At 66.7% G+C, this 25,688-nt stretch carries 24 protein-coding genes; 13 read left to right on the forward strand and 11 right to left on the reverse strand.

Features of this window, described 5'->3' with window-relative positions:
• Positions 1 to 18 precede the first annotated feature (18 nt).
• Entirely contained in the window at positions 19 to 1,533 is a 1,515-nt protein-coding gene (locus AC3WON_RS17880) for a hypothetical protein (protein ID WP_492319448.1), read from the reverse strand.
• 725 nt (positions 1,534 to 2,258) lie between these two features.
• Between AC3WON_RS17880 and AC3WON_RS17885 the strand changes: the two genes are divergently transcribed.
• The 4 genes from AC3WON_RS17885 (at position 2,259) to AC3WON_RS17900 (ending at position 6,032) form a co-directional block, all read left to right on the forward strand.
• On the forward strand, positions 2,259 to 3,044 hold the full coding sequence (locus tag AC3WON_RS17885) for a GntR family transcriptional regulator (protein WP_492319345.1): 786 nt from the start codon (positions 2,259 to 2,261) through the stop codon (positions 3,042 to 3,044).
• 110 nt (positions 3,045 to 3,154) lie between these two features.
• Entirely contained in the window at positions 3,155 to 4,195 is a 1,041-nt protein-coding gene (locus tag AC3WON_RS17890; protein ID WP_492352404.1) for a tripartite tricarboxylate transporter substrate binding protein, read from the forward strand.
• Positions 4,192 to 5,478 (forward strand): 3-isopropylmalate dehydratase large subunit, encoded by a 1,287-nt coding sequence (locus AC3WON_RS17895; RefSeq protein WP_492319347.1) that lies wholly within the window; start codon positions 4,192 to 4,194, stop codon positions 5,476 to 5,478. Before AC3WON_RS17890 ends, AC3WON_RS17895 begins: the two co-directional genes overlap by 4 nt.
• Positions 5,479 to 5,525: 47 nt before the next feature.
• Entirely contained in the window at positions 5,526 to 6,032 is a 507-nt protein-coding gene (locus tag AC3WON_RS17900; RefSeq protein WP_492319348.1) for a LeuD/DmdB family oxidoreductase small subunit, read from the forward strand.
• Between the two features lie 7 nt (positions 6,033 to 6,039).
• Here AC3WON_RS17900 and AC3WON_RS17905 read toward each other — a convergent pair whose 3' ends face one another.
• Positions 6,040 to 6,735, reverse strand: coding sequence for a phosphoribosyltransferase (locus tag AC3WON_RS17905; protein WP_011616326.1), 696 nt, complete (start codon positions 6,733 to 6,735; stop codon positions 6,040 to 6,042).
• Positions 6,736 to 7,031: 296 nt separating this feature from the next.
• On the opposite strand from AC3WON_RS17905, the gene AC3WON_RS17910 reads away from it, so the two are divergent.
• Complete coding sequence (locus AC3WON_RS17910) at positions 7,032 to 7,220, forward strand: hypothetical protein (RefSeq protein ID WP_492319349.1); 189 nt, start codon at positions 7,032 to 7,034, stop codon at positions 7,218 to 7,220.
• Here AC3WON_RS17910 and AC3WON_RS17915 read toward each other — a convergent pair.
• The gene (locus AC3WON_RS17915; protein WP_010811101.1) at positions 7,199 to 8,101 is read right to left on the reverse strand and encodes a LysR family transcriptional regulator; all 903 of its coding nucleotides are present in this window, start codon (positions 8,099 to 8,101) and stop codon (positions 7,199 to 7,201) included. The genes AC3WON_RS17910 and AC3WON_RS17915 overlap by 22 nt on opposite strands.
• Positions 8,102 to 8,280: 179 nt before the next feature.
• Between AC3WON_RS17915 and AC3WON_RS17920 the strand changes: the two genes are divergently transcribed.
• The gene (locus tag AC3WON_RS17920; protein ID WP_081225744.1) at positions 8,281 to 8,739 is read left to right on the forward strand and encodes a nucleoside deaminase; all 459 of its coding nucleotides are present in this window, start codon (positions 8,281 to 8,283) and stop codon (positions 8,737 to 8,739) included.
• The gene (locus tag AC3WON_RS17925; RefSeq protein ID WP_492319350.1) at positions 8,732 to 9,964 is read left to right on the forward strand and encodes a cyanate transporter; all 1,233 of its coding nucleotides are present in this window, start codon (positions 8,732 to 8,734) and stop codon (positions 9,962 to 9,964) included. Before AC3WON_RS17920 ends, AC3WON_RS17925 begins: the two co-directional genes overlap by 8 nt.
• On the opposite strand, the gene cynS is transcribed toward AC3WON_RS17925, so the two are convergent.
• Both cynS and AC3WON_RS17935 read right to left on the reverse strand, forming a co-directional pair.
• Complete coding sequence (gene cynS, locus AC3WON_RS17930) at positions 9,958 to 10,401, reverse strand: cyanase (RefSeq protein WP_010811104.1); 444 nt, start codon at positions 10,399 to 10,401, stop codon at positions 9,958 to 9,960. The genes AC3WON_RS17925 and cynS overlap by 7 nt on opposite strands.
• An 88-nt stretch (positions 10,402 to 10,489) precedes the next feature.
• Complete coding sequence (locus AC3WON_RS17935) at positions 10,490 to 10,627, reverse strand: hypothetical protein (protein ID WP_010811105.1); 138 nt, start codon at positions 10,625 to 10,627, stop codon at positions 10,490 to 10,492.
• A gap of 486 nt (positions 10,628 to 11,113) precedes the next feature.
• Here AC3WON_RS17935 and AC3WON_RS17940 point away from each other — a divergent pair, with 486 nt between their 5' ends.
• The 4 genes from AC3WON_RS17940 (at position 11,114) to AC3WON_RS17955 (ending at position 14,287) form a co-directional block, all read left to right on the forward strand.
• The gene (locus AC3WON_RS17940) at positions 11,114 to 11,236 is read left to right on the forward strand and encodes a hypothetical protein (RefSeq protein ID WP_010811106.1); all 123 of its coding nucleotides are present in this window, start codon (positions 11,114 to 11,116) and stop codon (positions 11,234 to 11,236) included.
• A gap of 48 nt (positions 11,237 to 11,284) precedes the next feature.
• A complete protein-coding gene (locus AC3WON_RS17945; protein WP_492319351.1) occupies positions 11,285 to 11,602 on the forward strand; it encodes a hypothetical protein in 318 nt (105 codons plus the stop codon).
• Between the two features lie 717 nt (positions 11,603 to 12,319).
• On the forward strand, positions 12,320 to 13,276 hold the full coding sequence (locus tag AC3WON_RS17950) for a response regulator transcription factor (RefSeq protein ID WP_492319352.1): 957 nt from the start codon (positions 12,320 to 12,322) through the stop codon (positions 13,274 to 13,276).
• 78 nt (positions 13,277 to 13,354) lie between these two features.
• Entirely contained in the window at positions 13,355 to 14,287 is a 933-nt protein-coding gene (locus AC3WON_RS17955; RefSeq protein WP_492319353.1) for a glycosyltransferase family 2 protein, read from the forward strand.
• 111 nt (positions 14,288 to 14,398) lie between these two features.
• On the opposite strand, the gene AC3WON_RS17960 is transcribed toward AC3WON_RS17955, so the two are convergent.
• Genes AC3WON_RS17960 through AC3WON_RS17970 form a run of 3 tightly spaced genes read right to left on the reverse strand, consistent with a single transcriptional unit; the run spans position 14,399 to position 17,406 of the window.
• Positions 14,399 to 15,496, reverse strand: coding sequence for a lipid II:glycine glycyltransferase FemX (locus AC3WON_RS17960; protein ID WP_492319354.1), 1,098 nt, complete (start codon positions 15,494 to 15,496; stop codon positions 14,399 to 14,401).
• Positions 15,497 to 15,521: 25 nt separating this feature from the next.
• Positions 15,522 to 16,163 carry a hypothetical protein gene (locus tag AC3WON_RS17965; RefSeq protein ID WP_492352405.1) on the reverse strand — a complete coding sequence of 214 codons (642 nt, stop codon included), beginning with the start codon at positions 16,161 to 16,163 and terminating at the stop codon, positions 15,522 to 15,524.
• A gap of 58 nt (positions 16,164 to 16,221) precedes the next feature.
• Positions 16,222 to 17,406 carry a DegT/DnrJ/EryC1/StrS family aminotransferase gene (locus AC3WON_RS17970; RefSeq protein WP_492319449.1) on the reverse strand — a complete coding sequence of 395 codons (1,185 nt, stop codon included), beginning with the start codon at positions 17,404 to 17,406 and terminating at the stop codon, positions 16,222 to 16,224.
• Between the two features lie 509 nt (positions 17,407 to 17,915).
• Between AC3WON_RS17970 and AC3WON_RS17975 the strand changes: the two genes are divergently transcribed.
• A complete protein-coding gene (locus AC3WON_RS17975; protein WP_492319356.1) occupies positions 17,916 to 19,958 on the forward strand; it encodes a polysaccharide biosynthesis protein in 2,043 nt (680 codons plus the stop codon).
• A gap of 127 nt (positions 19,959 to 20,085) precedes the next feature.
• Positions 20,086 to 21,168, forward strand: a complete 1,083-nt coding sequence (locus AC3WON_RS17980) for a glycosyltransferase family 4 protein (RefSeq protein ID WP_492319357.1) — start codon at positions 20,086 to 20,088, stop codon at positions 21,166 to 21,168.
• Positions 21,169 to 21,417: 249 nt separating this feature from the next.
• Here the strand turns inward: AC3WON_RS17980 and AC3WON_RS17985 are convergent, their stop codons facing one another.
• Genes AC3WON_RS17985 through AC3WON_RS17995 form a run of 3 tightly spaced genes read right to left on the reverse strand, consistent with a single transcriptional unit; the run spans position 21,418 to position 25,669 of the window.
• On the reverse strand, positions 21,418 to 22,536 hold the full coding sequence (locus AC3WON_RS17985; RefSeq protein WP_492319358.1) for a glycosyltransferase family 4 protein: 1,119 nt from the start codon (positions 22,534 to 22,536) through the stop codon (positions 21,418 to 21,420).
• Positions 22,524 to 24,554, reverse strand: a complete 2,031-nt coding sequence (asnB, locus tag AC3WON_RS17990; RefSeq protein ID WP_492352406.1) for an asparagine synthase (glutamine-hydrolyzing) — start codon at positions 24,552 to 24,554, stop codon at positions 22,524 to 22,526. Before asnB ends, AC3WON_RS17985 begins: the two co-directional genes overlap by 13 nt.
• 29 nt (positions 24,555 to 24,583) lie before the next feature.
• On the reverse strand, positions 24,584 to 25,669 hold the full coding sequence (locus AC3WON_RS17995) for an NAD-dependent epimerase/dehydratase family protein (RefSeq protein ID WP_492352407.1): 1,086 nt from the start codon (positions 25,667 to 25,669) through the stop codon (positions 24,584 to 24,586).
• Positions 25,670 to 25,688: the final 19 nt, after the last annotated feature.

The raw sequence follows: 25,688 nt of genomic DNA on the forward strand, positions 1-25,688 counted from the left end.
GGACCGTGGCTGCACGCCTTACCGGTTGCCGCCGACCTGCAGGTTGGCCTGAACGTTCACGCTTTGCTGCACGAGCGAGGCAGCGCCGCTGTTCTGGTTGGCCATCATGATGCCCGCCGCCGTCTGACCAACGCTGGTCATGGTGTTGGACATATTGAAGGTGCCCGCGTCAACAATGTTGTAGCCGCCATTACCGCCAGCGCCGCCGACTGCGCCGTTGCCGGTGCCGCCAGTGCCGCCATTGCCAGTGCCGCCCGCGCCGCCGGCGCCGCCGGTAGCACCCACCGCACCGTTGCCAGCCGTGGAGCTGCCATTGGAGGCCGAGCTCGTTGCGCTGCCGTTCGTAGCCGAACCGCCAGCACCGCCCGCGCCGCCAACGCTGGCTTGCGTGCCGCCCGCGCCGCCGGTGCCGCTTGCCGCGCCCGCCGTTGCCGTCGAGGTCGCCGCGCCGCCGGCGCCACCGGCACCGCCGGTGCCGCTGCCGGCACCGCCGTTCGCGCCTGCAGCTGCCGTTCCGGCACCGCCCGCACCGCCACTCGCGGTACCTGCGCCGCCCGAACCGGTGCCTGCGCCAGCCGTGTTGGTACCGGCCGCTGCGCCGCCTGCGCCGCCCGCGCCGCCAGTGGTAGTGTCGCCACCCGCACCATTGGCATTGCCGCTGCTGCCACCCGAGCCGCCGGCCGAACCTGCCAAGCCGCCCAGGGCGCCGCTGGCACCCAGGCCACCACCGCCGATCGCGCCGGCACTGCCGCCGCGGCCGCCGGCGCCGAGCGATGCGCTCAGAGCGCCGCCGCCCTTGCCATAAGCATCGCCGCCGCTGCCGCCCTTGCTGCCCGCTGCGGAGAGCGCGCTGCCGCCATATGCCTTGCCGTCACCGCCACTGCCGGCCCAGCCAATCGCCTTGCCGCCGGCACCGCCATTACCAGCCGTGGCGCTGCCGTTGGTGGCGTCGCCATTGGTGGCGCTACCGTTGGTAGCGCTGCCACCGGAGCCGCCGCTGCCGCCGTTACCGCCGTTGCCGCCATTGCCGCCGCGCCCGCCTTCGCCGGTACCGCCAAAGCCATTGCCGCCCCGGCCACCGGCTGCACCATTCGCGTTACCCCAGTTGGTGGCGTAATTGCCGATCGGGCCAATGCTGTTGTTGGAAACCGTCCCATTCAGCTTGCTGATCGCCAGTGCCTTGCTGGTGTTGAAGGCGTTGCTGACGCTGGAGGTTGCGCTGCCACCGTTGGAGCCCGCGTTGCCTACGCCATGGTCAAAGTCGATCCTGCTCCTGTTGTTCGAGTTGGTCGTGGTCTTGGTCTTGTTGACGCCAACCGTGGTGGTCCTGGTGTTGGTGCTGCTGTCATTGGCCTGGACTGCGGTCGAATATTCGTTTGCCGCCGCGCCGCTGCCACCCTGCGTCGAGGTCGCTGTGGCGGTTTGCGTGTTGTCGCCGCCACCTCTTACCACGTCGTTGTTATTGGTCGGATTTGCCCAGGCCTGTCCCGCAAATGCCATGGCGATAGCCGACGCCAGTAAGGTCTTTTTCATACGAAGCTCCCAGGAGAATTGCACAGTGTCACAGCGGCTCAGCCTCCGGCCGGCGCTCTTGCGAGGAACGACGGCTGGAGGTTCAGGTCCGGCACCCAGCCAAACCAGACTCCCCCTGCGCATAATCGGTGCCAGCTGCGCCACCTGCGGTGCCAACTCCTTGTATTACAAGGCCTGCCCGGCACTCTGGCGGGAACTTTCCGCGGCTTTGCGCGACGCCTGCCGGCCTCGCCCCTGTGCACGGCAGACGACATGTCACACCGCTGTGACACGGCCACTCCCGGCCTACCTGAGGGGGCTCCGGGGTGGTCGGAAAACGCCTTACTTTTCAGGGTCTTATGCAGGCAGCCAGGATTTGCCCGAGGCGCGGCCTTACGTATCGGGACTGAAACACGGCATCGAGGGTGCCGTCGTCGCCGCCCGTGTGAGGCATCTCCCCATTGCCGCGGCGGCGCCCCGATGTCCTGTTCTCGCCGCACGGCACAACCCGCTCCACCGCACCGGCGTTGTCCTTCCCGGCAAGGCATGCAGCGGCGCCGGACCGACTTCACCCGTGCTGGCGCAACCCGCCAAGGGGTCTCGGCGCAGACGAGATGCATCGCTGCAACACTGCGCCGGCGCAGTTGTCCCGCAAGCGCCACTGCGGCTATCCATGCTAGGCTCTATGTCTGATTTAAAGTACATTAGAGGCATTACAGACTTGTCATCTCTCCGCAAGGGAAACCATGAGTGAAGCCGTCGTTCCCCTGTATCACCAGATTTACGTGGTATTGCGCCAGCAGATCGTGGAAGGCCGCTTCGGCCAGGGCCCCTTGCCGGGCGAGATCGACCTGGCCAAGCAGTTCCATGCCTCGCGCGTGACCATGCGGCGCGTATTCGACCGCCTGGTGCAAGAAGGCCTGGTGCGCCGCCACCGCGGGCTTGGCACCTTCGTCAATCCGCATCCGGTGCGCCCGGCGACGGCGGCCGGCGAGGAACGCGGCACCAGCCTGCTCGACAACATCATCGACATGGGCCAGAAGACGTCGGTGAAGGTGATCTCGATCGACGAAGTCCATGCCACGCCCGATGTGGCCGAATCGCTGCAGATCGAGCCGGGCGATCCGGTGGTGAAGATCGTGCGCGTGCGCCACTACCGCAACCGCCCGCTGTCGCATATCACGGTCTACCTGCCCGCCGACCTGGGCCGGCCGATCACGCGCCAGTCCCTGGAAGAGCAGCCGGTGCTGCGGCTGCTGGAGGCCGGCGGCGTGAAGCTGGGCCGTGCCAGCCAGGTGCTGTCCGCGCGCCTGGCCGACGTGGTGGTGGCGCCGCTGCTGGACGTGCCGGTAGGCGGCGCGCTGCTGGCGGTGCGCCGCGTGGTCAAGGACGCGGCCGGGCGCCCGGTCCAGTTGCTGCTCGGCCAGTACCGACCGGACCGCTATGAGTACCGCATGGAGTTGTCGCCGGCCGGCGTCGACAGCGCCAACGTCTGGGTGGAAAGCGAAACCCGCCCGGGCCTGCGCGACTGACCCCGCGGACCGCCGCCGACTTCCCGCAGGCGGCGCTACAAGGGATGCGCCAGGTAACGTTCCGAGCGATACTGCGCATCTCTGATCACATCAAGCGAGGAGCCGTCGCCATGCCAGTGTTCCGCCTGGTCCCGTCCAGCCCGACCCGTCTGCCTTCGATCCCCCGCCGCGCCGCGGTGCAGCGCCTGGCCATGGCCAGCCTGGCCGCGTGCGCGCTGGCCCTGCCGCTGTCCGCCGCGGCCCAGGGGCAACCCCAGGTGGCCGGCGGCAAGCCGATCCGGATCCTGGTGGGCGCGCCCGCCGGCGGCACCACCGACACGCTGGCGCGCACCATCGCCCAGGAAATGTCCCAGGAGCTCGGCCAGCCGGTGGTGGTCGAGAACCGCCCTGGCGCCGGCGGCAATATCGCCGCCGACCTGGTCGCCAAGAGTTCGCCGGACGGCAGCACGCTGCTGATGAGCTTCACCAGCCACACCATCAACGCCACCCTGTACAAGAAGCTGCCGTTCGACCCGGTGCAGGACTTCACCCCGATCACGCTGGTGGCCACCGTGCCGAGCGTGCTGGTGGCCACGCCAAAGCTGTCGGCCAGCAATGTGCCCGAGCTGATCCGCCTGGCGCGTTCCGAACCGGGCAAGCTGAACTTTGCCATCGGCTCGGTGGGCTCGTCGCTGCACATGGCCGGCGACATGTTCAAGATGATGACCGGCACCTACATCGTCAACATTCCGTACAAGGGCACCTCGCCCGCGCTCACCGACGTGCTGGCGGGCCAGTGCGACCTGATGTTCGCCAGCACCATCAACGTGCTGCCGCATGTGCGCGCGGGCAAGCTCAAGGTGCTGGGCGTGACCAGCCCCGCGCCGCTGCCGCAGTTCCCGGGCGCGGCGCCGATCGGCGCCACCGTGAAGGGCTTCGAGTCGAGCGCATGGTTCGGCCTGTTCGGTCCGGCCGGCATGCCGCACGAAGTCACGCAGGCGCTGTATCACGCCGCGCGCAAGGGGCTGGAAACGCCCGCGGTGCGCAAGCGCCTGGAGAACGACGGCGCGCAGCCGATGGGCACGCCGCCCGACGCCTTCGCCGCGTTCGTGAAGCAGGACGTCAGGCGCTGGGCCGCCGTGGTCAAGTATTCGGGAGCCTCGCCGGAATGAGCCACACCCCCGCCACGCTGGCGCAGAAGCTGGTGGCGCGCGCCGCCGGGCTGGCGCATGCGGAGATCGGCACGATCGTGATCTGCCGGGTCGACCTGGCGATGTCGCACGACTCCAGCGGCCCGCGCCGCGTGGCCCCGCTATTGGAAGAGCTTGGCACCGGGGTCTGGGACCCGTCGCGCTACGTGGTGGTGACCGACCATTTCGTGCCGGGCGGCGATGCCCAGGCCGAGTCGATCCTGCGCTTCACGCGCGACTGGACGCGCCAGTCCGGCGCCCATTTCATCGACGCCGAAGGCATCTGCCATGTGGTGCTGCCGGAGCGCGGCCATGTGCTGCCGGGCCGCCTGATTGTCGGCGGCGACAGCCACAGCCCCACCGGCGGCGCCTTCGGCGCCTATATGTTCGGCGTGGGCGCGACCGAGATGGCCGGCGTGCTGGCCACCGGCGAGATCTGGCTGCGCGTGCCCCATACCATCCGGCTGCAATGGGACGGCCAGCTTGCAGCGGGCGTCTGCGCCAAGGACATGATGCTGTTCCTGTGCGCCACGCTCGGCATGGGCGGCGGCCGCTATGAGGCGCTGGAGTACACCGGCAGCGCCGTCGCCGCGCTGCCGATGCAGGAGCGCATGACGCTGGCCAACATGAGCGCCGAGCTGGGCGCGCAGACCGGCCTGGTGGCGCCCGACGCGGTCACGCTCGGCTGGCTGGCCGAGGCCGGCGTGCCGGCGCAGACGCTGGCCGCGATCGACCTGGCCCACTGGCGCACGGACCCCGATGCGCCGGTGCTGGCCACCCACCGCTTCGACGCCGCGGCACTGGTGCCGCAGGTGGCGGCGCCGCACTCTCCGGCCAACAGCGCGCCGGTAGACCAGGCCGCCGGCGAGCCCGTGCAGATCGCCTACCTGGGTGCCTGCACCGGCGCCAAGCTGGAAGACCTGCGCATGGCCGCGCGCGTGCTGCGCGGGCGCCGCGTGGCGGCGGGCGTGACACTGCAGGTGGCGCCGGCCTCGCGCCGCGACCAGCTGCTGGCCGAGCAGGAGGGCACGCTTGGCATCCTGACCGACGCCGGCGCCACGCTGCTGCCCAACGCCTGCGGCGCCTGCGCCGGCTATGGCGCGGCGCGCTTCCCGGACGGCAGCCGCGCGATTGCGTCGACGGCGCGCAACTTCTCCGGGCGCATGGGCGACGCCGGCAGCGCGGTGTGGCTGGGCTCGCCGATGACCGTGGCCGCCAGCGCCGTCACCGGCCGCATTACCGATCCGCGCACCCTGCTGGAGTAACGCTGCGGGCCTGACTTCGTACCCGCCTGGCGGGACAGACTTCTTGCATGACCTCTGCTATCGCCCCCGATCCCACTGGCCGCCTCTGGCGCTTCGGCGACAACATCGACACCGATGCCATGGCCCCCGCCGTGCTGATGAAATCGCCGCTGCCCGTGCTGGCCCGGCATTGCCTGGCCTCGCTGCGCCCGGAGTTCCCCGGCAGCGTGCAAGCCGGCGACGTGCTGGTGGCGGGTGCCAACTTCGGCATCGGCTCCTCGCGCGAGCAGGCGCCGCAGGCGCTGCGCGCGCTGGGCGTGGGCGCCGTGGTGGCGCAGTCCTTCGGCGGGCTGTTCTATCGCAATGCCATCAACCTGGGCCTGCCGGTGCTGGTCTGCGCCGACACCAGCCGCCTGGCCGACGGCGCGCACGCGGTGCTGGACCTGGCGACGGCACAGCTGCGCCTGGACGACGGCAGCCTGGTCGCGTGCGAGCCCATCCCCGACTTCCTGCGGGCGATCCTGGCCGCCGGCGGGCTGGTGCCGCACCTGAAGGCGCGCCTGGGCAAGGGCTGAGCGAACCTCAGCGCGCAGGCGGCGGCGCCGCCGCGCGCAGCAGGGCCAGCGCCTCTTCATCGCTGGTCTGGGAGAAATCCAGGTAGAAGGCGCCAACCGCGCCGAAGCTGGGGGGCGTGTTCAGGCAGATCACCTCGTCGGCCGCGGCCGACAGGCTGGCCAGCCCCTGCTCCGACCCCACCGGCGTGGCCGCCACCACCCGCGCCGCCCCGGCCATGCGCACGCCTTCAAGCGCGGCGCGCATGGTGGCGCCGGTGGCCACGCCGTCATCGACCACGATCACCGTGCGCCCGGCGCGCTCTGGCACCGGCGCACCGCCGCGATAGCGCCGCTGGCGCCGCGCGATCTCGTCGAGCTGGCGGCCGCGCTCGGCATCGAAGCTGCCGCTTTCCACGGCGCGGCGCGCCCAGGGATCGTCATTGACCACGGTGTGCGGGCCGCCGCCGCCGGCATCGCCCTCCACCACCGCGCCCAGCGCCAGCTCGGGATAGCCGGCAGCGCCGATCTTGCGCACCAGCAGCACGTCCAGCTGCGCGTCGAGCGCGCGCGCCACCTCGAACGCCACCGGCACCCCGCCGCGCGGCAGCGCCAGCACCAGCGCGGGCTGGCCCAGTTGTGCGGCGCCAAAACCCAGTTCGGCCAGGCGGCGGCCCAGGTACTGGCCAGCCTCGCGGCGATCGGTAAAGCATGGAGGCAACGACATGGCACGCTCCGGAAGGTCAGCGGCACTCAGGCCCGCACTGCCCGCAAAGCAAGCGGCGCAGGCAACCCTCAGCCAATATAGACCCTGCCGCGGACGGCGTTGGCGCAAGTCGCCGGCGGCAGCCGGGCGCGCGCAACGCCGGGCAAGTCGCCCCGATTGGGCGCGATTGCGCAACAGTGTGTTCAGGCTGGGGCGGCTGACTGCGCCGCGCTGCAGCATTAGGATGGCTGCACGCGTTGACAACGCCGATCCGCAGTTGCCGGGTGCAGTGCCCGGCCCTTGAGAATGAGCCTGACATGACTTCGCCATCCAACACCCGCGCCGAGCTTGCGCGCTCCGACCACCAGTCCGCCCCCGAAGCCGGCCCCCTGGCCGCGCCCGACATCCCGTTCGGCTCACTGGAAGCCGCGGCGATGGCCGAGCTGCCCTACACCTTCCGCCCGGCCGGCACCTGCACCCGCTACTACAACGAGTTCTTCGGCTGATCCGCGGGCGGCGCGCCCGACCCCATCACGGTCTCGCATAGCGCGGCCAGCCGCGCGGCCATGTCGCGCGCCGCGGCCGGCAGGTCCGGCTGCGCGTGCAGGCTGAGCTCGACGTCGGGCACCGCGGCGGGCCAGCCGCCGTCCTCCAGCACCTGGTGCTGAGCCGTGGCCAGGCGCCGCGGCAGCAGGGTAACGCCCAGGCCGTCGGCCACCGCGGCCAGGATGCTGGCCAGGCTGGCACTGACAAAGGCCACACGCCAGCGCCGTCCGCCGGCGTCGAGCGCGTGCGTCATCTCGCCGCGGTACAGCCCGCCCACCGGAAACGCCACTAGCGGCACCGGGTCGCGCGCCACCGCCGGACGGCTGCGGCTGTCGATCCAGCACAGCGGCTCGGGCCAGCTGGCCAGCCCCGGCGCCTGCCCGACCCGCTGCTTGACCAGCACCAGGTCCAGTTCCCGGTCCTGGAAGCGCTGCCACAGCTCATGGCTCATGCCACTGGTCACCTCCAGCCGCATGCCAGGCCAGTCATCGGCAAACCCGGCCAGCACCGGCGTCAGCGGCCGCGCGGCAAAGTCCTCGGGCACGCCGATGCGGATCTCGCCCTGGCCGGCGCTCTGGCGCAGCTGCCCCACCGCCTCGGCCATCAGCTGCTGCAGGCGGCGCGCGTAGCCCAGCAGGCGCTCGCCCTCGGGCGTGGTGGTGACGTAGCGGCCGCCGCGGTCCAGCAGCACGCAGCCGAGCTGGTCTTCCAGCCGGCGCACCTGCTGGCTGACCGTTGACTGGGTCAGGTGCACGCGCTGCGCGGCGCGGGTAAAGCTGCCGCTTTCCGCCACGGCGACAAAGCTCTGCAGCAGCACGGGATCGAGGCGAGGGTCCTGCATGGCCGGTTATCCATTGGTTTTTCCACTGCCGGCGATTTCATCATTTAATTTCCCAATTACCAAGCCCCGGCGTACAGTTGGCACGCTGCCCCGGCCCGCGCCCTGCGGCCACCGGGAACGCCCCTCAAAAGACCCATGCCGCCCTGCTCGCGAGCATGCACTCACTTTTTTTGCCAACCATGACCACTCACCAGGAATTCATGCGCGAGGCGGTTCGCCTTGCCGCGGCCAACCGTGACCGTGGCGCGCGCCCCTTCGGCGCCGTGCTGGTGCTCGACGGCGAGGCCGTCGCCACCGGCGTCAACGACATCGTCCACAGCCACGACCCCACCACCCATGCCGAGATGGAGGCGGTGCGCGCCGCCGCGCGCAAGCTGGGCCGCCCCGATCTGCGCGGCAGCGTGGTCTACGCCAGCGGCCACCCCTGCCCGATGTGCCTGGCGGCGATGACCATGGCCGGCGTGCAGGCGGTCTACTACGCCTTCGACAACCACGATGCCGCGCCCTACGGCATGTCGAGCGAGGCCGCCTACCAGGCGCTGCGCCTGTCGCTGAACCCGCCGCCGCTGCCGCTCACGCGGGTGGCGGTCGATCTCTCTGCGGCGCAGCTCTACGGCCCGCGCGCGCCCCGTGGCTGAGGGCGCGCGCGGCGCCACCCCGCGCTGGCTGGTGCTGGCCGCGGTCGCCGGCATCGGCCTGAACCTGCGGCCGTTCCTGACCGCGGTGGGGCCGCTGGCCCCGGCCATCCGCAGCGGCACCGGCCTCAGCTACCAGGGCATGGCCTGGCTGACCTTGCTGCCGATGCTGCTGATGGGCGTGGGCGCGTTCTTCGGGCCGGCCATCCGCGAGCGGCTGGGTGCGCGCACCGCGGTGCTTGGCGCGCTGGCCTTGCTCGGTGCCGGCTGCGCGCTGCGGCTGGGCGTGGCGGACGGCACCTGGCTGATCGCCTCGGCCGCGCTGTGCGGGCTGGGCGTGGCCGTGGTGCAGGCCGCCTGCCCGGGCCTGGTCAAGCAGGAATTCCCGGGGCGCGTGGCGCCGGTGATGGGGCTGTACTCCGCCGCGCTGATGGGCGGCGGCGCGCTCGGCGCGCAGCTGTCGCCCGACGTGACGGCACTGGCCGGCAGCTGGCGCGATGCGCTGGCGCTGTGGGCCGTGCCTGCGCTGGCAGCGTTGGCGCTGGCCTGGGTGGCACTGCCGCGCGCCGCGGCGCGCGGCCCCGGGGTGCCGGCAAGCCGCCCGGCGAGGGCAACGCGCGCGCTGTTGCGGCGTCCGCGCACCTGGCTGCTGATGGCCTGCTTTGGCGTGATGAACGGCGGCTATGCGTCGCTGGTGGCGTGGCTCGCGCCGTTCTACCAGGACCACGGCTGGAGCGCTTCGGCGAGCGGGTCGCTGGTGGCGCTGATGGCGGTGGCGCAGGCCGCCGCGGCGCTGCTGCTGCCGCTGCTGGCCGCGCGCAGCCTGGACCGCCGCGCCTGGATGGCGCTGGCGCTGGCCATGCAGGTGGCGGGCTTCGGCGGACTGGCGCTGTGGCCCGATGCCGCGCCGCACGCGTGGGCCGTGATCGGCGGCGCCGGCCTCGGTGGCTGCTTTGCCTTGTACCTGGTGGTGGCACTGGACCACCTGCCGGACCCCGACAGCGCCGGCGCGCTGAGCGCCCTGATGCAAGGCGGCGGCTTCCTGCTGGCGTCGCTGGCGCCCTGGATCACCGCCATACTGCACGAACGCACCGGCGGCTTCGCCGCGGGCTGGTGGTACCACCTGGCCTGCGCCGCGCTGGTGGGCGTGCTGACCATGCGCCTGGACCCGACGCGCTATGGCGTGTCGCTTGCGCTGCCGCCGATGCGCGCAGTCGCTGCTCAGTAGGTCTTGTAGGGCAGGAACTTGCCCGACATCTCGATGCGCACCCGGTCCCCGTTGGGATCGGGCTCGCGCTGCAGGTCCATGCGGAAGTCGATCGCGCTCATGATGCCGTCGCCAAACTCTTCATGGATCAGCGCCTTGAACGTGGTGCCGTACACGCTGATGAGTTCGTAGAAGCGGTAGATCAGCGGATCGGCCGGCACCTGCGTCGGCAGCGAGCCCTTGTACGGCACCTCGCGCAGCCAGGGTTCGGCCTCGGGCGGCAGCCCGAACAGCTCCATCACCGCGCGCGCGCCGGCGGCGTCGAATGCCATCTGGCCCAGGCACGCCGCGGTTGTCCATTCCTTGCTGCGGCCGACGCGTTCGGCCACCTGCGCCCAGGCAATGCCGCGGGTGACCTTGGCTTCGATGATGAGGTCGGTGACGTCGCTGCGGTTCATGCTGACTCCATGACAGTGGTAGGTTGGATGGAGCCACTCGGACTGCCGCGGCGGCAGGGTAGTCATACCACCCCGGCGTCAGCCCATGTCAGCGTGTCAGCGCGGGTTCGACGATGGCCGCGGCATCCGCAGGCGCCATCTCCTGCGGCAGCGCGAACAACGCCGCGGCGGGCGGCGACAGCCCCTGCAGCCATTGCAGGGCAAGCACGATGAGCATGACCGGCATGACGCCTCCTTCAAGCACACGAGGCCACTTCCGACTGGTATAGCCCATGGCGCAAGCTTCATGCCATTTCCGCCCCACCGATTTGCGCGACTGAACGCACCGTGATGGCGCCGTGACGCTGCCAGTGCCCCCCCGCCGGGCCATGCCGAGGCATCGCGCACCATCGCGGCGTACCCGTTTCTGCGTGCCCGGCCAGGCCGCCCACAAAGGGTGCGGCGCCCGCTCCGGGGCCCGTTGCGTTGCGAGAATTATTTCCCGTGTAACGTCACATTACCTCCGCCCCGGCACGCGCAGGCCACGCCATGGGCCTGCCGCCATGCGCGCAACGCCTTGATACGCAAGGGCTTCCGGGATGCCGCGCGCCCGGGGCGGGCCTGCGCCAGCAGCACAAGCCCTTGTGAGACAGCCTTACAAGTGCAAGCACGCGCTGCGGGGTCGGCTCGCTACATTGAAGCCATGTCCAACGCGAACCCGCCAGGAGCCCATATGAAACGCGCCCTCTCGCTGCTGGTGCTGCTGTCCACCACGGCCGCACTGCTGTCCGCCTGCATCGTCGTGCCACCGCGCGGCGGCCCGCCGCCGCGCCACCACCACTACGACCGCTATTGACCGATCCAGCCGCTTCCAACCGCTTCCAACCGCCCAAGGAGAATCCACATGAAACGCCAGCTCCTGCTTGCCGCAGCCGTCCTCGCCACGGGCGGCGCCTTCGGACTGACCGCCCCCGCCGAGGCCCATGCGGTGGCGGTCGCCCACGGCTATGGCCATCCGCCCCCGCCGCCGCGCTATGAACCGCACCCCGCCGCGCGCCGCGGCCAGGTCTGGGTGCCGGGCCACTGGACCGCCAGCGGCGGGCGCTACGACTGGCGCGCCGGCTACTGGAAGGCGCAGCGTCCAGGCTACCGTTATGTGCCCGAGCGCTGGGTGCGCGGCCCGCACGGCTGGGTCATGCGCCCCGGCCACTGGGCCCGCTGACGCCGCCGCGGGCGGACCTGCCGGCCGGCCCCGGGCCCGCCACGCTGTCCTCCCGGCAGGCGGTGGCAAGTCCGGTGCAGGCCGGCGCAGCCGGCGCCGCAGCGCTCATCCCGAGGTGGGAGACGTCTCTCATCCAGAAGCACTAGGCCATGCGCCCGACCTGCCTGAAAATCAGGCAGGCCTATTTCGAAAACACATATGAAAGCGGCGTTTCATGATTGGAGCAATCCGCCGCAGATATATTACCGATACCCCACCATGGGGTTAAGAACACTACTTACAGGGGGTGTAGATAATGCTATCTGTTTCAATGCTGCAACCAAATTAAATCCGGATGTCACATCCGTGAAACCTCCTGGACCCCGCGTCAGCGCGGCGTTTGCGGAACCTGGACCGGTGCGTTCGGATGATTTTTGAAAGGATTATGTATGTCCTTTCATTCCCACCCCCACTCGTCCCAGACCGGCCCGCTTGCATTCCATTCAACCAGCCCATAAGATGAATTTAAGCCGATTTAGGAGCGAGAATCTTTCGGGTTCGGGTTCGGGTCAACCTTCCAGCCACCGACAAGTTCCATCCAGAAGAACGGGACTGCCGGAGCATGGAAGCATGGGGGTCAGACAAGCAGCCAGTCGCCGCAGGTGACTGCTGTCCTGCAATGCCCTCCATACGCAAAGCGCCCCGCATTCCGCCCCCGAGTAACGGGGAGTGAAGTCAATGAACGCGTTGCTGATCGAGGAGCATCCACTGCTCCGGCTCGGGCTGTTGCAGATGCTCGAGAACATCCAGGAGTCTGCCCAGGTTGCCGCCATTGCGCCCGCGGACATCGCCAGGCTGGACACCCGGCACCACAACGCAGACCTGCTGGTATTCGGCATGCCCGCCGATGTGGGGTCTGGCTGGCCGCAGCTCGAACAGGCCCGCGAAGCACTGTCGCCGCAACGCATCCTGATCCTGGCAGACATCTTGCCATTGCATGTGCCCAACGCGGACAGCGCCCGCGGCGTCTGCGGCTGCCTGCCGAAATCCGCTTCGCTGGCGGTGATCGAGGCGGCCATCCGGCTGGCGGTGTCAGGCGTGCAGGGGCTGCTGTTCTCGGCCGAAACCGGCTCGATGCCGTCGGCGTCGCGTTCGGCCATGCCGGCCGTGCAGTCGCTGGCCTCGGCCGCGCCGCTTCCGCTGAACCCTGCGCACGCGCTCACAGGCGAGCAACTGTCGCTGGTGGCATGCGCCGGCACGCCCGGTGCCGCACGCACCACCGTGGCGGTGCGCGACCTCACCGGCCTGCGGCCGGGGCAGCCGCTGTCGGCCCCGGCTGCCACCAATGCAGCGCCGCTGGTCGAGGAAGAGCCCAGCTACGACGAAGCCGAAATGCTGAAGATCACGCCGCGCCAGTACGAGGTGCTGGTGCTGCTGGCACGCGGCTACCCGATCAAGACCGTCAGCCGCATGCTCAATATCTCGGTGGCAACGGTCAAGAGTCACGCCTGCACGCTGTACCAGCGCCTGAAGGTACGCAACAAGGGCGAGGCCGTCTATGCCGCGCTGCAACGTGGCGCGACGCTCGAGTGGGTCAGCGGCGATGAACGCTTCACGCGCGGCAGCACCGCGCGCCCTGTGGTTGCGTCCCGCACCGGCGAAGCCGCGTTCCAGGCCGCCAGCCCGGTGCTGTAGTTCAGGACCTTGCGCCGCGCCCGCACCAGACGGGCCGGCGCAGGTGTCTGCCATCTGCCGAACATTGGAGGGGTCACCATGCCGGCAAGCTCGTTCCTGCCCACCGTTTCGGTGTGCATCTACACGTGCGACCATCCCGAGCAGCTGCGGCACACGCTGCAATCGGTCGCTGATTCCACCATGCCGCCGCACCAGCTCATCGTCACCGACGACAGCAGCGGCTACGACACGCGCGAGATGATGCGCCGGGACTATCCGGACATCACCTACCTGGAAGGCCCGCGCCGTACCCCGGCGGCCAACCGCAACCGCGCTCTGTGCGCGGCCACCGGCTCGCATGTGCTGTTCCTGGATGATCAGACGCTGCTGGGTGCGACCTTTCTGCAGCAGATGGCCGAGTGTATTGCCGACGACCATATCCGCCGGGCCACCGCCGGCTGTGCGACGCCGCTCATCCTGACCGGGGCCGAACTCTGCCAGGGGCAGCGCTGCGATCCACGCAAGCCGGCCTTCCTCGGGTATCCGACGCAGAACTATCGCCATGGCGAGCGGTTGTGCACAGTGCTGCTGCGCAGCGCCGTGTTCCCGCGGGAACTGTTCGCGAGTGTGGTGTTTGACGAGCAATTGGCCGGAGGATATGACGAGCTCGAACTGTCTGGCTGCGCAGTACAGGAACACGGCTACCGCATCGAGATGGTCGCGACTGCTGTCAACCAACGCTTGCCGTCGCTGTCTGGAGGCCGGTCTTGCCCCGCCAGTGAAGCCTCTCGCCTGTTTGTGGCGTGCCGTCGCAATGGCCACGGCAGGCAACGTCCGTCCAAAGCCCTGTTCCTGCTGATGGCGCTTCCTCATGACCTTGGGCGCAATCTGCGCGCAGCAGGTCCGCACGGAATCCGCCTCTTCTACGCTACAGCGAGCTACCTGTGGTGGCTGCTGCGCAACCGTTATGCCGATGAGCGCTTGGGAACTGGGCCCGCTGCTGGCCTGCGCACGCCTGTGCCGCGCGAATAGCGCTATCGCGTACCCGTTTCTGCGAACCGTGGTGAACAACGTATGTCCGCATCATGGTGGCTTTTCACTCCATGCGGCGAAGGCATTGGCAACGCCGAACCGAAGCTGCCCCTAGAGACGAGCCTTCGTGTCAGGCTGGTCAGCAGGCGGGCGGGTGGGCCTCTGCGCATCGCTCCGGTAGGCGGGGAAGAAGCCACTCAGGTCGTCCAGTACCGATGCCGTATTGCCCGCCAGCGCCACATACCGTTGCGGATCGACCACCACCCGTTGGGTGCGAAACACATGGGTATCAGCTGAAAAGCCGGCCTTGAACTCGAACAGCGAATCCTGCTGCGAGCCCAGGCCTCCACCCAAATGAAGGCGCTTGTAACCATTCTGGCGCCCCCATTCTCGGGCCGTGTGGATAATCAGCTTGGCCGGCTGACGGTGGCGGAATTTGTCTTCGGCCGCGGACAGGTGATATTGCATAATGCCAGCCTGTGGTGCCACTGTGAACGTCGCGCCACCGATGATGCGCCCTTCTTCCTCGGCGACGAACAGTAGCAACTCGTCGCCGAGTTGCTCGATCAGGGCCTCATAGTAGGACTGCCCGAAATAGTAGTAACTCGATGCACCAAGCCTGTCCATGGCGCGGTTGTAGACATCGACAAAACACGGAATGCTCTCGAATTTCGTGTCCAGCCGTACGGTGACACCGGCGCGCCGAGCACGGTCGATGCCGCGCCTATGACGAGACTGGGTTTCGCGCCAGTGTTCCTCCGGCGTTTTGCAGAGATCGATCGAAACCGTTGGACCGTGCACTACCACCAGGCCAAGTCTGCTCCGCCAGTCCGCGTTGAGGATCGGATGCAGCCGGATAAACCATGACACGCAGCCTTGCTCGCGCAGGAATGAAACTGCAGCCTGCATGGCCTCGTCGGCAAAGCCATCCCGCGCCGCCCCGGTAACAACAGGGCCGGCATAGCCATAGGGCGACGTTGCATCCCAGATGCCTGCACCGAGCTCACGACGCAAGATCGGCACCAGCAACTCGTGTTTGCCATCACTCACATGCACCGCCAGTGCAATCCCGCCATCAGCATGCTCAGCGGCTCGCAGCCAGCCCGGCTTTTGGTGGCAGTCGTGCCAGCAACGCTTCAGAAGATCGCGCCATTCGGCATCATCCGATCTAAACAGATTGGCATGCACCAGGTCTTCCCAAAGAGTCATTATTTTGGTCGACCGTCACGTCGCATTACCCCCAGCACCGCAAGACGGTCACTACGGTCTTTCCCGTATCAGGGTTCACATGAATGTGCCGCAAGTACTGCAGTGATATGCCCTGCCGCTCCGTACCGAGCAACTGGACAGCGTGCCTGGCTGTCTTGCGCCCGGCCGGAATCGCGGCCGCACAGGCCAAAAAAAATAGCAATGCCAACATTATCGGAGTGCACCTGCTTTGCAGGCGCGTCGGCATACCGGCATTGAACGTGCAAATTGCCAGCCCGATGACGGCACCTGTCAGGGTCTCCGCAATGGTATGGTAGTGTCCCGCCACCAGCACGACGCACATCAGGGCCGACATCCCAAGCCCCGCCAACCACCCACAGCGCGCCCCACGTACGCTGATTCGCGCGCCCATCAACATCAGCAATACCGGGTAGGTCGCTGTTGTCAGCATGGCATGGCCGCTGACAACGTACAAGTCAATCGCGGGCCAGGACCAGCCACTGGACGCGAACGCGAGCTTGTCCGCGGCAACCAGGGCCGCCCCCGATCCGAACCAGACCAGCCAACGCAAGGCGTGGCGCCATTGCCCAGCGCCGGTCAGCCATAGCGCAATAGCGGCCGCCAGCGGCAAAACCAACCTGCTGTCCCCAAGCAGGATTAGTGGCATCCAGGGACTCATCGTTGCCCCCGCCGCCGGCCGGCGCGGCTATGACATATCCATCCGATCATGCAACCGCTCGCGTGGCAGACCGCATCACAGCACACGCCATCGCGCCAGTCTTCTCGATCTCGGCCGCGGTCAGGGTCGGGTGCACCAGAAACATCAGGCTGGTCGCACCCAGCATGCGCGCCACAGACAGCCGCTCAGCCGGGCGCCAGCCGGTATCCTCGAAGGCCTTCTCCAAGTAGACCTCTGAGCACGTTCCCGCGTAGCAGGGCACGCCGCCGGCGTTGATTTCGGCCATGATGCGGTCGCGGTCCCAGCCAGCGTTCAGCGCATGCGGCCGGACGTAGGCGTAAAGCTTGTACCAGGCGTGCTGGCAGTCGGCAGGTGGCAGCGGCACGTGCAACGCAGGACAGCAAGCGAGCGCCTGGATCAGCGCCATCGCGTTGGCAGTGCGCTGGCGAGTCCAATGCTCCATGCGCCTGAGCTGCAGGCGGCCGATCGTGGCCTGCAGCTCCAGCATGCGCCAGTTGGTGCCGAAAGACTCGTGCAGCCAACGGAATCCAGGCGGATGGGGGCGCTGGTACACGGCCTCCCAGCTCTTTCCGTGATCCTTGTAAGACCACATGCGCGACCAAAGCGCCTCGTCGTTGGTGGTCACCATGCCACCTTCGCCGCCGGTGGTCATGATCTTGTCCTGACAGAAAGACCAGGCACCGACATGTCCGACTGTGCCAACAGCACGCCCGCGATAACGAGCCCCATGCGCCTGCGCACAATCTTCGATGACCTTCAACCCTCTCGATCGCGCCAGTTCCATGATCGGGTCCATGTCGCACGGATAGCCCGCGAGATGCACGCAGATGATCGCACGCGTTCTTGGCGTCAGCACGCGCGCAATGGTATTCGCCGTCAGATTGCCGCTATCGGCATCGACATCGGCAAACACCGGAATCGCACCGGCATTGACCACGCACGAAATGCTGGCGATGAATGTCCGCGGCGTGACCACCACCTCATCCCCGGGGCCGACGTCCAGCGCCTTGAGGGCAAGGTCCAGCGCGAGCGTACCGTTTGCCAGCGCGACCGCGTAGGACGAGCCGGTCCACTCGGCAAACTCCTTCTCGAACGCCCTGCATTCGGCGCCGGTCCAATAGTTCACCCGGTTCGAAAGCAGTACCCGCTGCACGGCGGCTGCCTCCTCGGTAGTAAAGCTCGGCCAGGGAGAAAAACCGCTGTCTAACATGGTCATCCACCTCAGCAATCGAAGTCGGCACGGGCGTCGCAGGCTCCATGGCATCCGCCACAAAGCCGAACAAACATATGGGGGACTCGTTGCACGATGCCGCCCGCTTTGCTCATGGAAGCTGCGTTTATCTAATCAGACCTGACCTCGGGCGTGAAGCCGGCCAGATGGACTAGTTCGCACAGTTGAGACTCATGTGCGCTCTCCCGGACTTATGCACTTTCGTACGCGAACGCACCTTGCGACATTACGCGTCGCCGGGCAAAACCCATAATGGCTTCCATCTGCACCAGTGTCGAAGGCATTCCGTCGCCCGGACGGCATTAAAGGCAAGTCGGGCGTCAATGCCGGCAGCAAGATGCCGGTTGCCGCCACAGCCTTTCCCTAAGAAAACTCAAAACAATGGAGAACGCCGCGAAACCGCTGTTGTGTGTCCCGCCATTGGGCGCACCTGGGTCATGGTCTGGTCGCAGCCGGACCTCAGCTGTGATGACGTGAGGCCTTGGCAAATGAAAAATCTCCTGTCGCAGTGGCTTATAGCGCTACCAAGACGCCATAAGGTGGCACTCATGTTGTCGGCGGACCTGCTGGCGTTGCCCCTGTGCTTCGCGCTGGCGTTGTTCCTGCGCGCGGGCAATCCCGAACTGCTGGTGCAGTACGGCATGGCGCCGCCGCTCATCATTGCCGCATGTACGATCCCCGTCTTCTCGCTGAGCGGGCTGTATCGGACTGTGATCAGATATTTTGATCTGAAGGTTCTCTGGACCACCGGCATCAGCCTGGCCTGCCTGGTCGGACTCACCTATGCACTCTCGTTCCTTGTGCATCTCGACCGGCTGCCTCGTAGCGGTCTGCTCATCTACTGGTTCATTGCATTTGCCTATCTTGTGACGTCACGCTTCGTCGCACGCTCGTTGCTGACGTTCTCCCAAGAAAAAAATCGCCAGGCTCAGCGCGATCGCTCGGCGTTGCGTGTTGGCATCTTCGGTGCTGGCGAAGCAGGATTCCAGTTAGCCATTGCCATGCGATCAAGCGTTGGCCACAAGGCGGTATGCTTCTTCGACGACGATATTACGCTCAACCGCAATATCTTCGCCGACCTGCCGGTCTATCACAGCAACCAAATGCGCGAGCAGATTCAGCAGCACGGCATCCATGAGGTCGTACTGGCGGTGCCATCACTGTCTGTCGAGCGCCGCCGGCAGATTATCGACAGACTGCACCGCTATTCAGTCAGCGTGCGCACGCTGCCCAGCCTGTTGGAACTGGTAGATCGAAAAATCAGCGTGCAGTCCATCCGCGACGTCAGCATCGAGGACCTGCTGGGCCGCGACAGTGTCCGACCTCGCGAAGAACTGTTCGCCAAATGCATCCATCGCAAGACGGTCATGGTCACCGGCGCAGGCGGGTCCATCGGCAAGGAGCTGTGCCGCCAGATCGCGACCCAGGATCCCCAGCGCCTGATCCTGTTCGAACACTCGGAGTACGCGCTCTACGCGATCGAGCAAGAACTCAGGCTGCGTTACCCCGAGTTGGAGATCACCGCACGGATCGGCTCCGTCTGCGATGCCACGGCAGTCTCCGCCGCGCTGCGCGGCCAGCGTGTGGACACGATCTACCACGCCGCGGCCTACAAGCATGTGCCGCTGGTGGAAGCGAACATGCCGGAAGGCATACGCAACAACGTGCTAGGGTCGTGCACAGTCGCCAATCTTTCGGACCATTTCGGCGTGCAAACCTGCGTGCTGGTGTCCACCGACAAGGCTGTACGGCCCACCAACGTGATGGGGGCCAGCAAGCGCATTGCCGAGCTCGTGTTCCAGGCCGCGGCCGCGCGCCCGAGCACGCGCACTACCTTCTCGATGGTTCGCTTCGGCAATGTGCTGGGCTCATCCGGCTCCGTGGTACCGCTGTTCCGCAAGCAGATCCGCGAGGGCGGGCCCATCACGATCACGCATCCGGATGTGATCCGCTTCTTCATGCTGATCCCGGAGGCGGCCCAGCTCGTCATCCAGGCCGGCGCCATCGCCAAGGGCGGTGAGGTTTTCGTGCTGGACATGGGCAAGCCGGTACGCATTGTTGATCTGGCGCGCACGATGATCGAGATGTCCGGGCTGGTCGAGCGTACACGCAAGAATCCAAGTGGCGACATTGAGATCAAGTTCGTCGGGCTGCGACCGGGCGAAAAGCTCTACGAGGAACTGCTGATCGGCGGTGACGTCACGCCCAGTGTGCACGAACGCATCATGTGCTCGCATGAGCCATGCTTGGAAGAGGCCGATCTGCACAGCAGGCTGGACCGGCTATTCGCCGCCTGCGAAATGCGCGACGAAATCGCGATCCAGACGGCGGTGCAGTTGATCGTGCCGGAATACGCTCCCTACAGCTCGCTGGATGCAACCCGCTCTGGCGAACGAAGGCCGAAATCAGCGGAAGAGGCCCGCGAGCCGTTACACGCGACGATCCGGAAAATCACGGCACGTGGCCTGCTTGGCGACAGTCCGGATGAGCTCAAACCGGCAAGTGCCGTGAGTCGTGGCGATGTGCCCTGACCCACGAACCGGCGTTGAAGACGGATAACGCCGGACGCTATATCGAAGCTGTCACCTTCCAATGGATTTACATCCTTCCCGTGGCCCATCTCGTGAACCGGCAGTTCCCTGCCAAGGGGAATCGGCAATGAAAGGACCTCGCATCCTGGTGCTTACAAGGTACGGACGGCTTGGCGCATCGTCTCGTCTGCGCGGCCTGCAATTTCTGCCATGGCTGGAACGCGCCGGCCTGTCGGTGACGGTGCAGCCGCTGCTATCTGATGCGGTTCTCAGACAGCGCTACAGCCGTGCCGGTTACGTCATCACGTCGCTGCTTCAGTCCTATGCGCGACGTTTGCTCGCGCTGGTCAGGCGGCGAGACTTTGACCTCATCTGGATCGAGAAAGAGGCGCTCCCTTGGTTCCCGGTCTGGCTGGAAAGTGGCCTGTTGAAGGGGGTGCCATATATTCTGGACTACGATGACGCGCAGTTCCATGTCTATGATCTCCATCGTTCCGCACTGGTGCGATCCTTGTACGGTCGTCGTTTGGACACCCTGATGTCGGGCGCCCGCCTGGTCATCGCCGGGAACGAGTACCTGGCGGAGCGCGCAAGGCGCGCAGGCGCGAGTTGGGTCGAGATTGTCCCGACAGTCGTCGAACTGGGCCGCTACACCGTCCAGCGTCGACTGAGCGAGAATCCTGCCACGCCTTTGCGTATTGTCTGGATCGGCTCGCCCTCCACTGTCAAGTACCTGGGTGTTCTGAAATCAGCCCTAGCTTCCCTGGCCGACCACCATGAATTCACCCTGCGCGTGATAGGCAGCCAGTTCAGCGCCCCGGGCGTGGACGTGGAATGCATCCCCTGGACCGAAGACACGGAGGCTGCCTCCATTGCGGATTGCGACGTCGGTATCATGCCGCTCGTCGATTCTCCATGGGAACGAGGCAAATGCGGGTACAAGCTGATCCAGTACATGGCATGCGGCCTGCCAGTGATCGCCTCGCCAATAGGGGTCAACCAGGAGATTGTGCGGGATACCTTTAATGGCTTTCTGGCGCGGGGCGAGGCGGACTGGATCTCGAGACTGTCGCTATTGCTCACTAGCGCCGAGCTTCGAGACACCATGGGGAGAGCTGGACGCGGGCTCGTCGAAAACCTCTACTGCGTGCAAAAGATAGCCCCGAAAATGGCGACCATGTTCTCGCAGGCCGCAACATCAACACGATGACATCCAAACTCAAACCTGACACTCCGGCCGGATACGAAAGGGAAGACGGCTAGCCCCGCCAGGAAACTGCGCCTCGGTTCGCTCATGGTTAGACGGGCTCCACCCTGTGGGTATCCAGATTTCCGGCAACGACGTCACGGGCAGCGGACCTCATGATCCTCTGCACGTCAGGCCGGACGACTCAAGGCCCAATCCATGGATGTGCGATCCGGGCAAGCGATGCTCCACGCGCCCTGCGTCTGCCGGCGCCTACTCGAACCCCATCTCGCGCAGCATCGCCGCGTTGACCTTGCGCACGTCGTACTTGCTTTCGGCGATCTGGCGCGAGCGCTGGCCCATGTTTACGACCTTTTCCCAGTCCTCTATCAGCTGCATCATGGCCTGCTCCAGCGCGCCGACTGACCTGACCGGCACCAGCAGGCCGTTGTCTCCATCAACCACCGTCTCGCGGCAGCCCGGTGCATCGGTGGTGATGATGGGGCGCCCCATCGCCATGGCTTCGAGCACGGAACGCGGTGTGCCCTCTCCGTAGGAAGGCAGCACGTAGATGTTGCAGCCAGCAATAGCCGGGCGGACGTCGGACAGGCGACCGAGGTAGTCGATGGTTCCATCGGCCACCCATGCGTCAAGTTCCTGCTGCGCGATGGCGTCGGGGCCGTTGTCGATCCAGCCGACCAGGCTGAAGCGCGCTCTGGCGCCCCGCGCCCGGATGCGCCGAGCCGCCTCGGCATACTCGCGCACGCCTTTGTCGCCCAGCAGGCGGGCGATCAGCAGGAAGCGGGGGCTGTCGTCCGGCAAGGGCGCGACTTGGAAGCTGGCGACGTCGACGCCGGAGCCGTTGACGATACACGAACGCCTGTCGGGTGGCAGGATCTCGGACCGGCGGAACAGCGCCTCGTCATCCGGATTCTGGAAAAAGGTGGTATCTGTCCGGCTGAGTGCCAGCGCATACAGCCGCTGCACCACGGCACGCAGGCCGTTCCTGCCCCTGTCCTCGCCAAAGGCGTAGCCCAGCCCCGTGATCAACGCGAAGCGGCGTGGCACACGGGCCAGCCAGGCCGCCAGCATGCCGTAGATGACGGGCTTGATCGTATAGCACATTACGCAGTCAGGCCTGACCCGCCGCATCAGGCGATGCAAAGCGAGCAGCGTGCGCGCGTCGGCCAGCGGGTTCTTGCCGTTACGTTCGAGGGGAACGTGATGCACGACCACGCCGCGCGACTCCAGCGCGGTGCGGATGGAGTGTCCCACCGGCATGTCCGGCGCGGCGACATGCATCTCCAGTCCCTTTTCCTGCAATGCCTCCATGAGCGGGCCGCGAAACGCGATCAGCGACTCGGCAAAGCTCGCGATCATCAGAAAGCGCATGCCGGCCTCCAATTGAATTCAACCCGGCAGGCCTGTTCGGGGGAAGTCTGCTGTGCGGTTTCGTGTGCTAACCAAGCCTGGAACATGAGCACACACCACAGCGGATGCTGCCAATTGCGCTGCCCGGAAAGATGTTCTGCCCACCGCCTGCGAATTGGTTCCGGATTCAGATAGCCCTCGCGTCGCAAGCGCTGCGCGTCAAGAAGATCCTCAGCCCAGTCACGCAGCGGCCCTCGCAACCAGGCGTCGATCGGGACGCCAAAACCCATCTTCGGCCGCTCGATCAGTTCACTGGGCACGTAGCGGTCAAGCACGCGTCTGAGCGCCCACTTGGTGGTGTAGCCGACGCCTTCCCGGCGGATCTTGTAAGCCAGGGGCAGGCGCCAGGCAAACTCGACCACGTGGTGATCGAGGAACGGCACGCGCGTCTCCAGGCTTCGCGCCATAGCCGCGCGGTCGACTTTGGTGAGGATGTCGTCGGGCAGATAGGTCAGCATATCGGACGCCATCATGCGTTCTACGTCGCTCAGCGTCTCGAGCGAACCCATGGCGCTGTCCAGCACAGAGGCCAGCTCCGCCCCACCCACGACGATTGCCTTCGGGAATTGCCACTGGGAAACCATGCCAAGGTAGAGCTCGTTTGCAGAGCGCGCGGCCATGACGCCGGCACCTTTGTGGACCTTTTCGCCCACGTTGGCCCAGCGCGAAGCCATGGGAAGCGATGCTGCGATCTGATTGATCCGGCGCGGAGAGAGGCGGGTCAGCCCCCATGCCGCTGCGGCGCGCACTGGGCGGGGAATGTGAGCAAGTCGATGCCACAGTTCGGCCGTGATCTGGTAGCGGTTATACCCGCCGAACAACTCATCGCCCGCGTCGCCCGAGAGCGACACCTTAACGTGCTGCCTGGCCAGTTCGCTGACAAGCAGCGTCGGGATCTGCGAGGAGTCGGAGAACGGCTCGTCGTAGATTTCGGGCAGCTCCGGGATGACCGCCATCGCATGCTCCGGCGTGACGTACAGCTCGGTATGGCTCGTGCCCAGATGCCGGGCGACGGCCTTCGCGTGCGCGGCTTCGTTGTAGTCCGAGTCATGGAAGCCGATGGAGAATGTGCGGATCGGCTGGGACGACTGGGACTGCATCAGCGCCACTACGGTCGAGGAGTCGACGCCGCCGGAAAGAAAGGCGCCCAGTGGCACGTCCGACATCATCTGGCGGCGCACCGCCTCGCGCAACAGCGCCTCCAGCCTGTCCACCGCTTGTTCGGGGTCACCTGAGAAGGGGTCTTGCTTGCCATTCAGCGCCGCCGCGGCGCCAGACCAGTAGGCGCGCGGCACAGGATCGGGCGCCTGCATGGAGACGGTCAACAGGTGCGCCGGTGGCAGTTTGGCAATGCCGTGGTAGATAGAATGGGCACCGCTCACGTTGTTGTAGCGCATGTACAGGCTCAACGCGTCGCGGTCGATGCGGCCCTCGAATGCCGGATGCGGGCGCAGTGCCTTGAGTTCCGACCCGAAGAGAAAGGTACGGCCTCTGCCTGCCCCTTGCCAGCCGTAGTAGAGCGGCTTTTCTCCGATCCGGTCGCGCGCCAGCGTCAGCGTGCGCGTCTGCCGGTCCCACAATGCAAAGGCGAACATCCCTATGGCGCGCCGGACGGTGGCATCGGCGCCCCAGGCATCGATACTGGCGAGCAGCGTCTCCGTGTCCGAATGCCCTCGCCACTGAGGCGCGGCGCCGACGCCTTCGAGCTCGGCGCGGATTTCGAGATGGTTGTAGATCTCGCCGTTGAACACAATGACGTATCGGCCACTGGCCGCCATCATCGGCTGCTGGCCGGCGGGGGTGAGATCGACAATCGCCAGGCGCCGGTGCGCGAAGCCGAACGGCGCGTGCGGATCGCACCAGAGATCGCCGTGGTCCGGCCCACGGTGGCGGATCCGGCGTGCCATCTCGGACAGCATGGCCGCACGGTCGGGCGGAGCGGCAGGCAAGCCGCCAAGAAATCCTGCGAATCCGCACATCGTTGTCTTCCCCTATCTTCCGGTTACGATCAGACGTCCAGCGCCTGATGCATCTGCACATACCAATGCATCGCCTCGGCCAAGCCGTCGCGAATGCGGTGAGTGGGCCGGTATCCCAGCAGCCGTTTCGCCTTGCCGATGTCCGCCTGGCTGTGGCGCACATCGCCCGCCCGGAAGGCGCGATGGACCGGTTCGGTGTCGGCGGCGATGCCGTAGGGGCCGAGCCCATCGCGAAGAAGCTGGAACAGCGTGCTCAGCGTGGTGCGGTCGCCGACGGCGATGTTGTAGACCTGGCTGTCGCCCTCCTGGCTTTCGCTGGCGGCGGCCAGCAGGTTGGCCTGCACGGCGTTCGCGACGTAGCAGAAGTCGCGGCTCGTTTCCCCGTCGCCATTGATGTAGACAGTTTCACGTCGCAACAGCGCCGCGATCCATCTCGGGATCACGGCCGCATAGGCGCCGTTGGGGTCCTGGCGCGGTCCGAACACATTGAAGTAGCGCAGTCCGACGGCATGCACGCCGTAGCAGCGGGCGAAGACGTCTGCGTACAGCTCGTTCGCGTACTTGGTGACCGCATATGGGCTCAAGGGCTTGCCAATGTTTTCTTCCACCTTCGGCAGGCCCGGGTGGTCGCCGTAGGTGCTGCTGCTTGCCGCATAGACGAAGGTTTTGACCTGGGCGTCGCGGGCGGCGACCAGCATGTTCAGGAAGCCGCTGATGTTGACACTGTGAGTCGAGATGGGGTCTTCCAGGCTGCGGGGCACGGAGCCGAGAGCCGCCTGATGCAGCACGAAATCCACCGGATACACGTCGGCGGCGGCTCCCTTGGCCTGGGGCTCGCGAAATACCATGGCGCTGCGGCAATGCTCGAAGTTGCGGATATCCCCTTCGATGAACTGGAAATTGGCCCACTGCCTGGGCGACACCAGCGCCTCGACCTCGCAGAGATTGCGGCGATGGCCAGTGGAGAAGTTGTCCAGGCCTACAACGCGCTGGTCTAGCCGCAACAATGTTTCCAGCAGATTGCTGCCGATGAATCCGGCGACGCCGGTGACAAGCCACGTGCATGGCGTAGCGGCCAGGCGGACCTTGAGAGGCGCGTAGCTGTTGGCTTCCATGGCTTGCTCTTGTGCCGTG

It is taken from the genome of Cupriavidus sp. FW305-46 (assembly GCF_058787075.1).

Bases quoted from the DNA above. Each gene is read 5' to 3' on its own strand.
- AC3WON_RS17985 (WP_492319358.1), bottom strand. From the start codon at position 22,536: ATGCGCTTTCTGATGATCGCGAGCTTTGCCGAGTCGCTGATCGCGTTT.
- AC3WON_RS17910 (WP_492319349.1), top strand. From the start codon at position 7,032: ATGACTTCGCCATCCAACACCCGCGCCGAGCTTGCGCGCTCCGACCAC.
- AC3WON_RS17995 (WP_492352407.1), bottom strand. From the start codon at position 25,669: ATGGAAGCCAACAGCTACGCGCCTCTCAAGGTCCGCCTGGCCGCTACG.
- AC3WON_RS17980 (WP_492319357.1), top strand. From the start codon at position 20,086: ATGAAAGGACCTCGCATCCTGGTGCTTACAAGGTACGGACGGCTTGGC.
- AC3WON_RS17940 (WP_010811106.1), top strand. From the start codon at position 11,114: ATGAAACGCGCCCTCTCGCTGCTGGTGCTGCTGTCCACCACGGCCGCA.
- AC3WON_RS17950 (WP_492319352.1), top strand. From the start codon at position 12,320: ATGAACGCGTTGCTGATCGAGGAGCATCCACTGCTCCGGCTCGGGCTG.
- AC3WON_RS17960 (WP_492319354.1), bottom strand. From the start codon at position 15,496: ATGACTCTTTGGGAAGACCTGGTGCATGCCAATCTGTTTAGATCGGAT.
- AC3WON_RS17900 (WP_492319348.1), top strand. From the start codon at position 5,526: ATGACCTCTGCTATCGCCCCCGATCCCACTGGCCGCCTCTGGCGCTTC.
- AC3WON_RS17945 (WP_492319351.1), top strand. From the start codon at position 11,285: ATGAAACGCCAGCTCCTGCTTGCCGCAGCCGTCCTCGCCACGGGCGGC.
- asnB (WP_492352406.1), bottom strand. From the start codon at position 24,554: ATGTGCGGATTCGCAGGATTTCTTGGCGGCTTGCCTGCCGCTCCGCCC.
- AC3WON_RS17915 (WP_010811101.1), bottom strand. From the start codon at position 8,101: ATGCAGGACCCTCGCCTCGATCCCGTGCTGCTGCAGAGCTTTGTCGCC.
- AC3WON_RS17975 (WP_492319356.1), top strand. From the start codon at position 17,916: ATGAAAAATCTCCTGTCGCAGTGGCTTATAGCGCTACCAAGACGCCAT.
- AC3WON_RS17965 (WP_492352405.1), bottom strand. From the start codon at position 16,163: ATGCCACTAATCCTGCTTGGGGACAGCAGGTTGGTTTTGCCGCTGGCG.
- AC3WON_RS17905 (WP_011616326.1), bottom strand. From the start codon at position 6,735: ATGTCGTTGCCTCCATGCTTTACCGATCGCCGCGAGGCTGGCCAGTAC.
- AC3WON_RS17895 (WP_492319347.1), top strand. From the start codon at position 4,192: ATGAGCCACACCCCCGCCACGCTGGCGCAGAAGCTGGTGGCGCGCGCC.
- AC3WON_RS17885 (WP_492319345.1), top strand. From the start codon at position 2,259: ATGAGTGAAGCCGTCGTTCCCCTGTATCACCAGATTTACGTGGTATTG.
- cynS (WP_010811104.1), bottom strand. From the start codon at position 10,401: ATGAACCGCAGCGACGTCACCGACCTCATCATCGAAGCCAAGGTCACC.
- AC3WON_RS17890 (WP_492352404.1), top strand. From the start codon at position 3,155: ATGCCAGTGTTCCGCCTGGTCCCGTCCAGCCCGACCCGTCTGCCTTCG.
- AC3WON_RS17920 (WP_081225744.1), top strand. From the start codon at position 8,281: ATGACCACTCACCAGGAATTCATGCGCGAGGCGGTTCGCCTTGCCGCG.
- AC3WON_RS17955 (WP_492319353.1), top strand. From the start codon at position 13,355: ATGCCGGCAAGCTCGTTCCTGCCCACCGTTTCGGTGTGCATCTACACG.
- AC3WON_RS17880 (WP_492319448.1), bottom strand. From the start codon at position 1,533: ATGAAAAAGACCTTACTGGCGTCGGCTATCGCCATGGCATTTGCGGGA.
- AC3WON_RS17935 (WP_010811105.1), bottom strand. From the start codon at position 10,627: ATGCCGGTCATGCTCATCGTGCTTGCCCTGCAATGGCTGCAGGGGCTG.
- AC3WON_RS17970 (WP_492319449.1), bottom strand. From the start codon at position 17,406: ATGTTAGACAGCGGTTTTTCTCCCTGGCCGAGCTTTACTACCGAGGAG.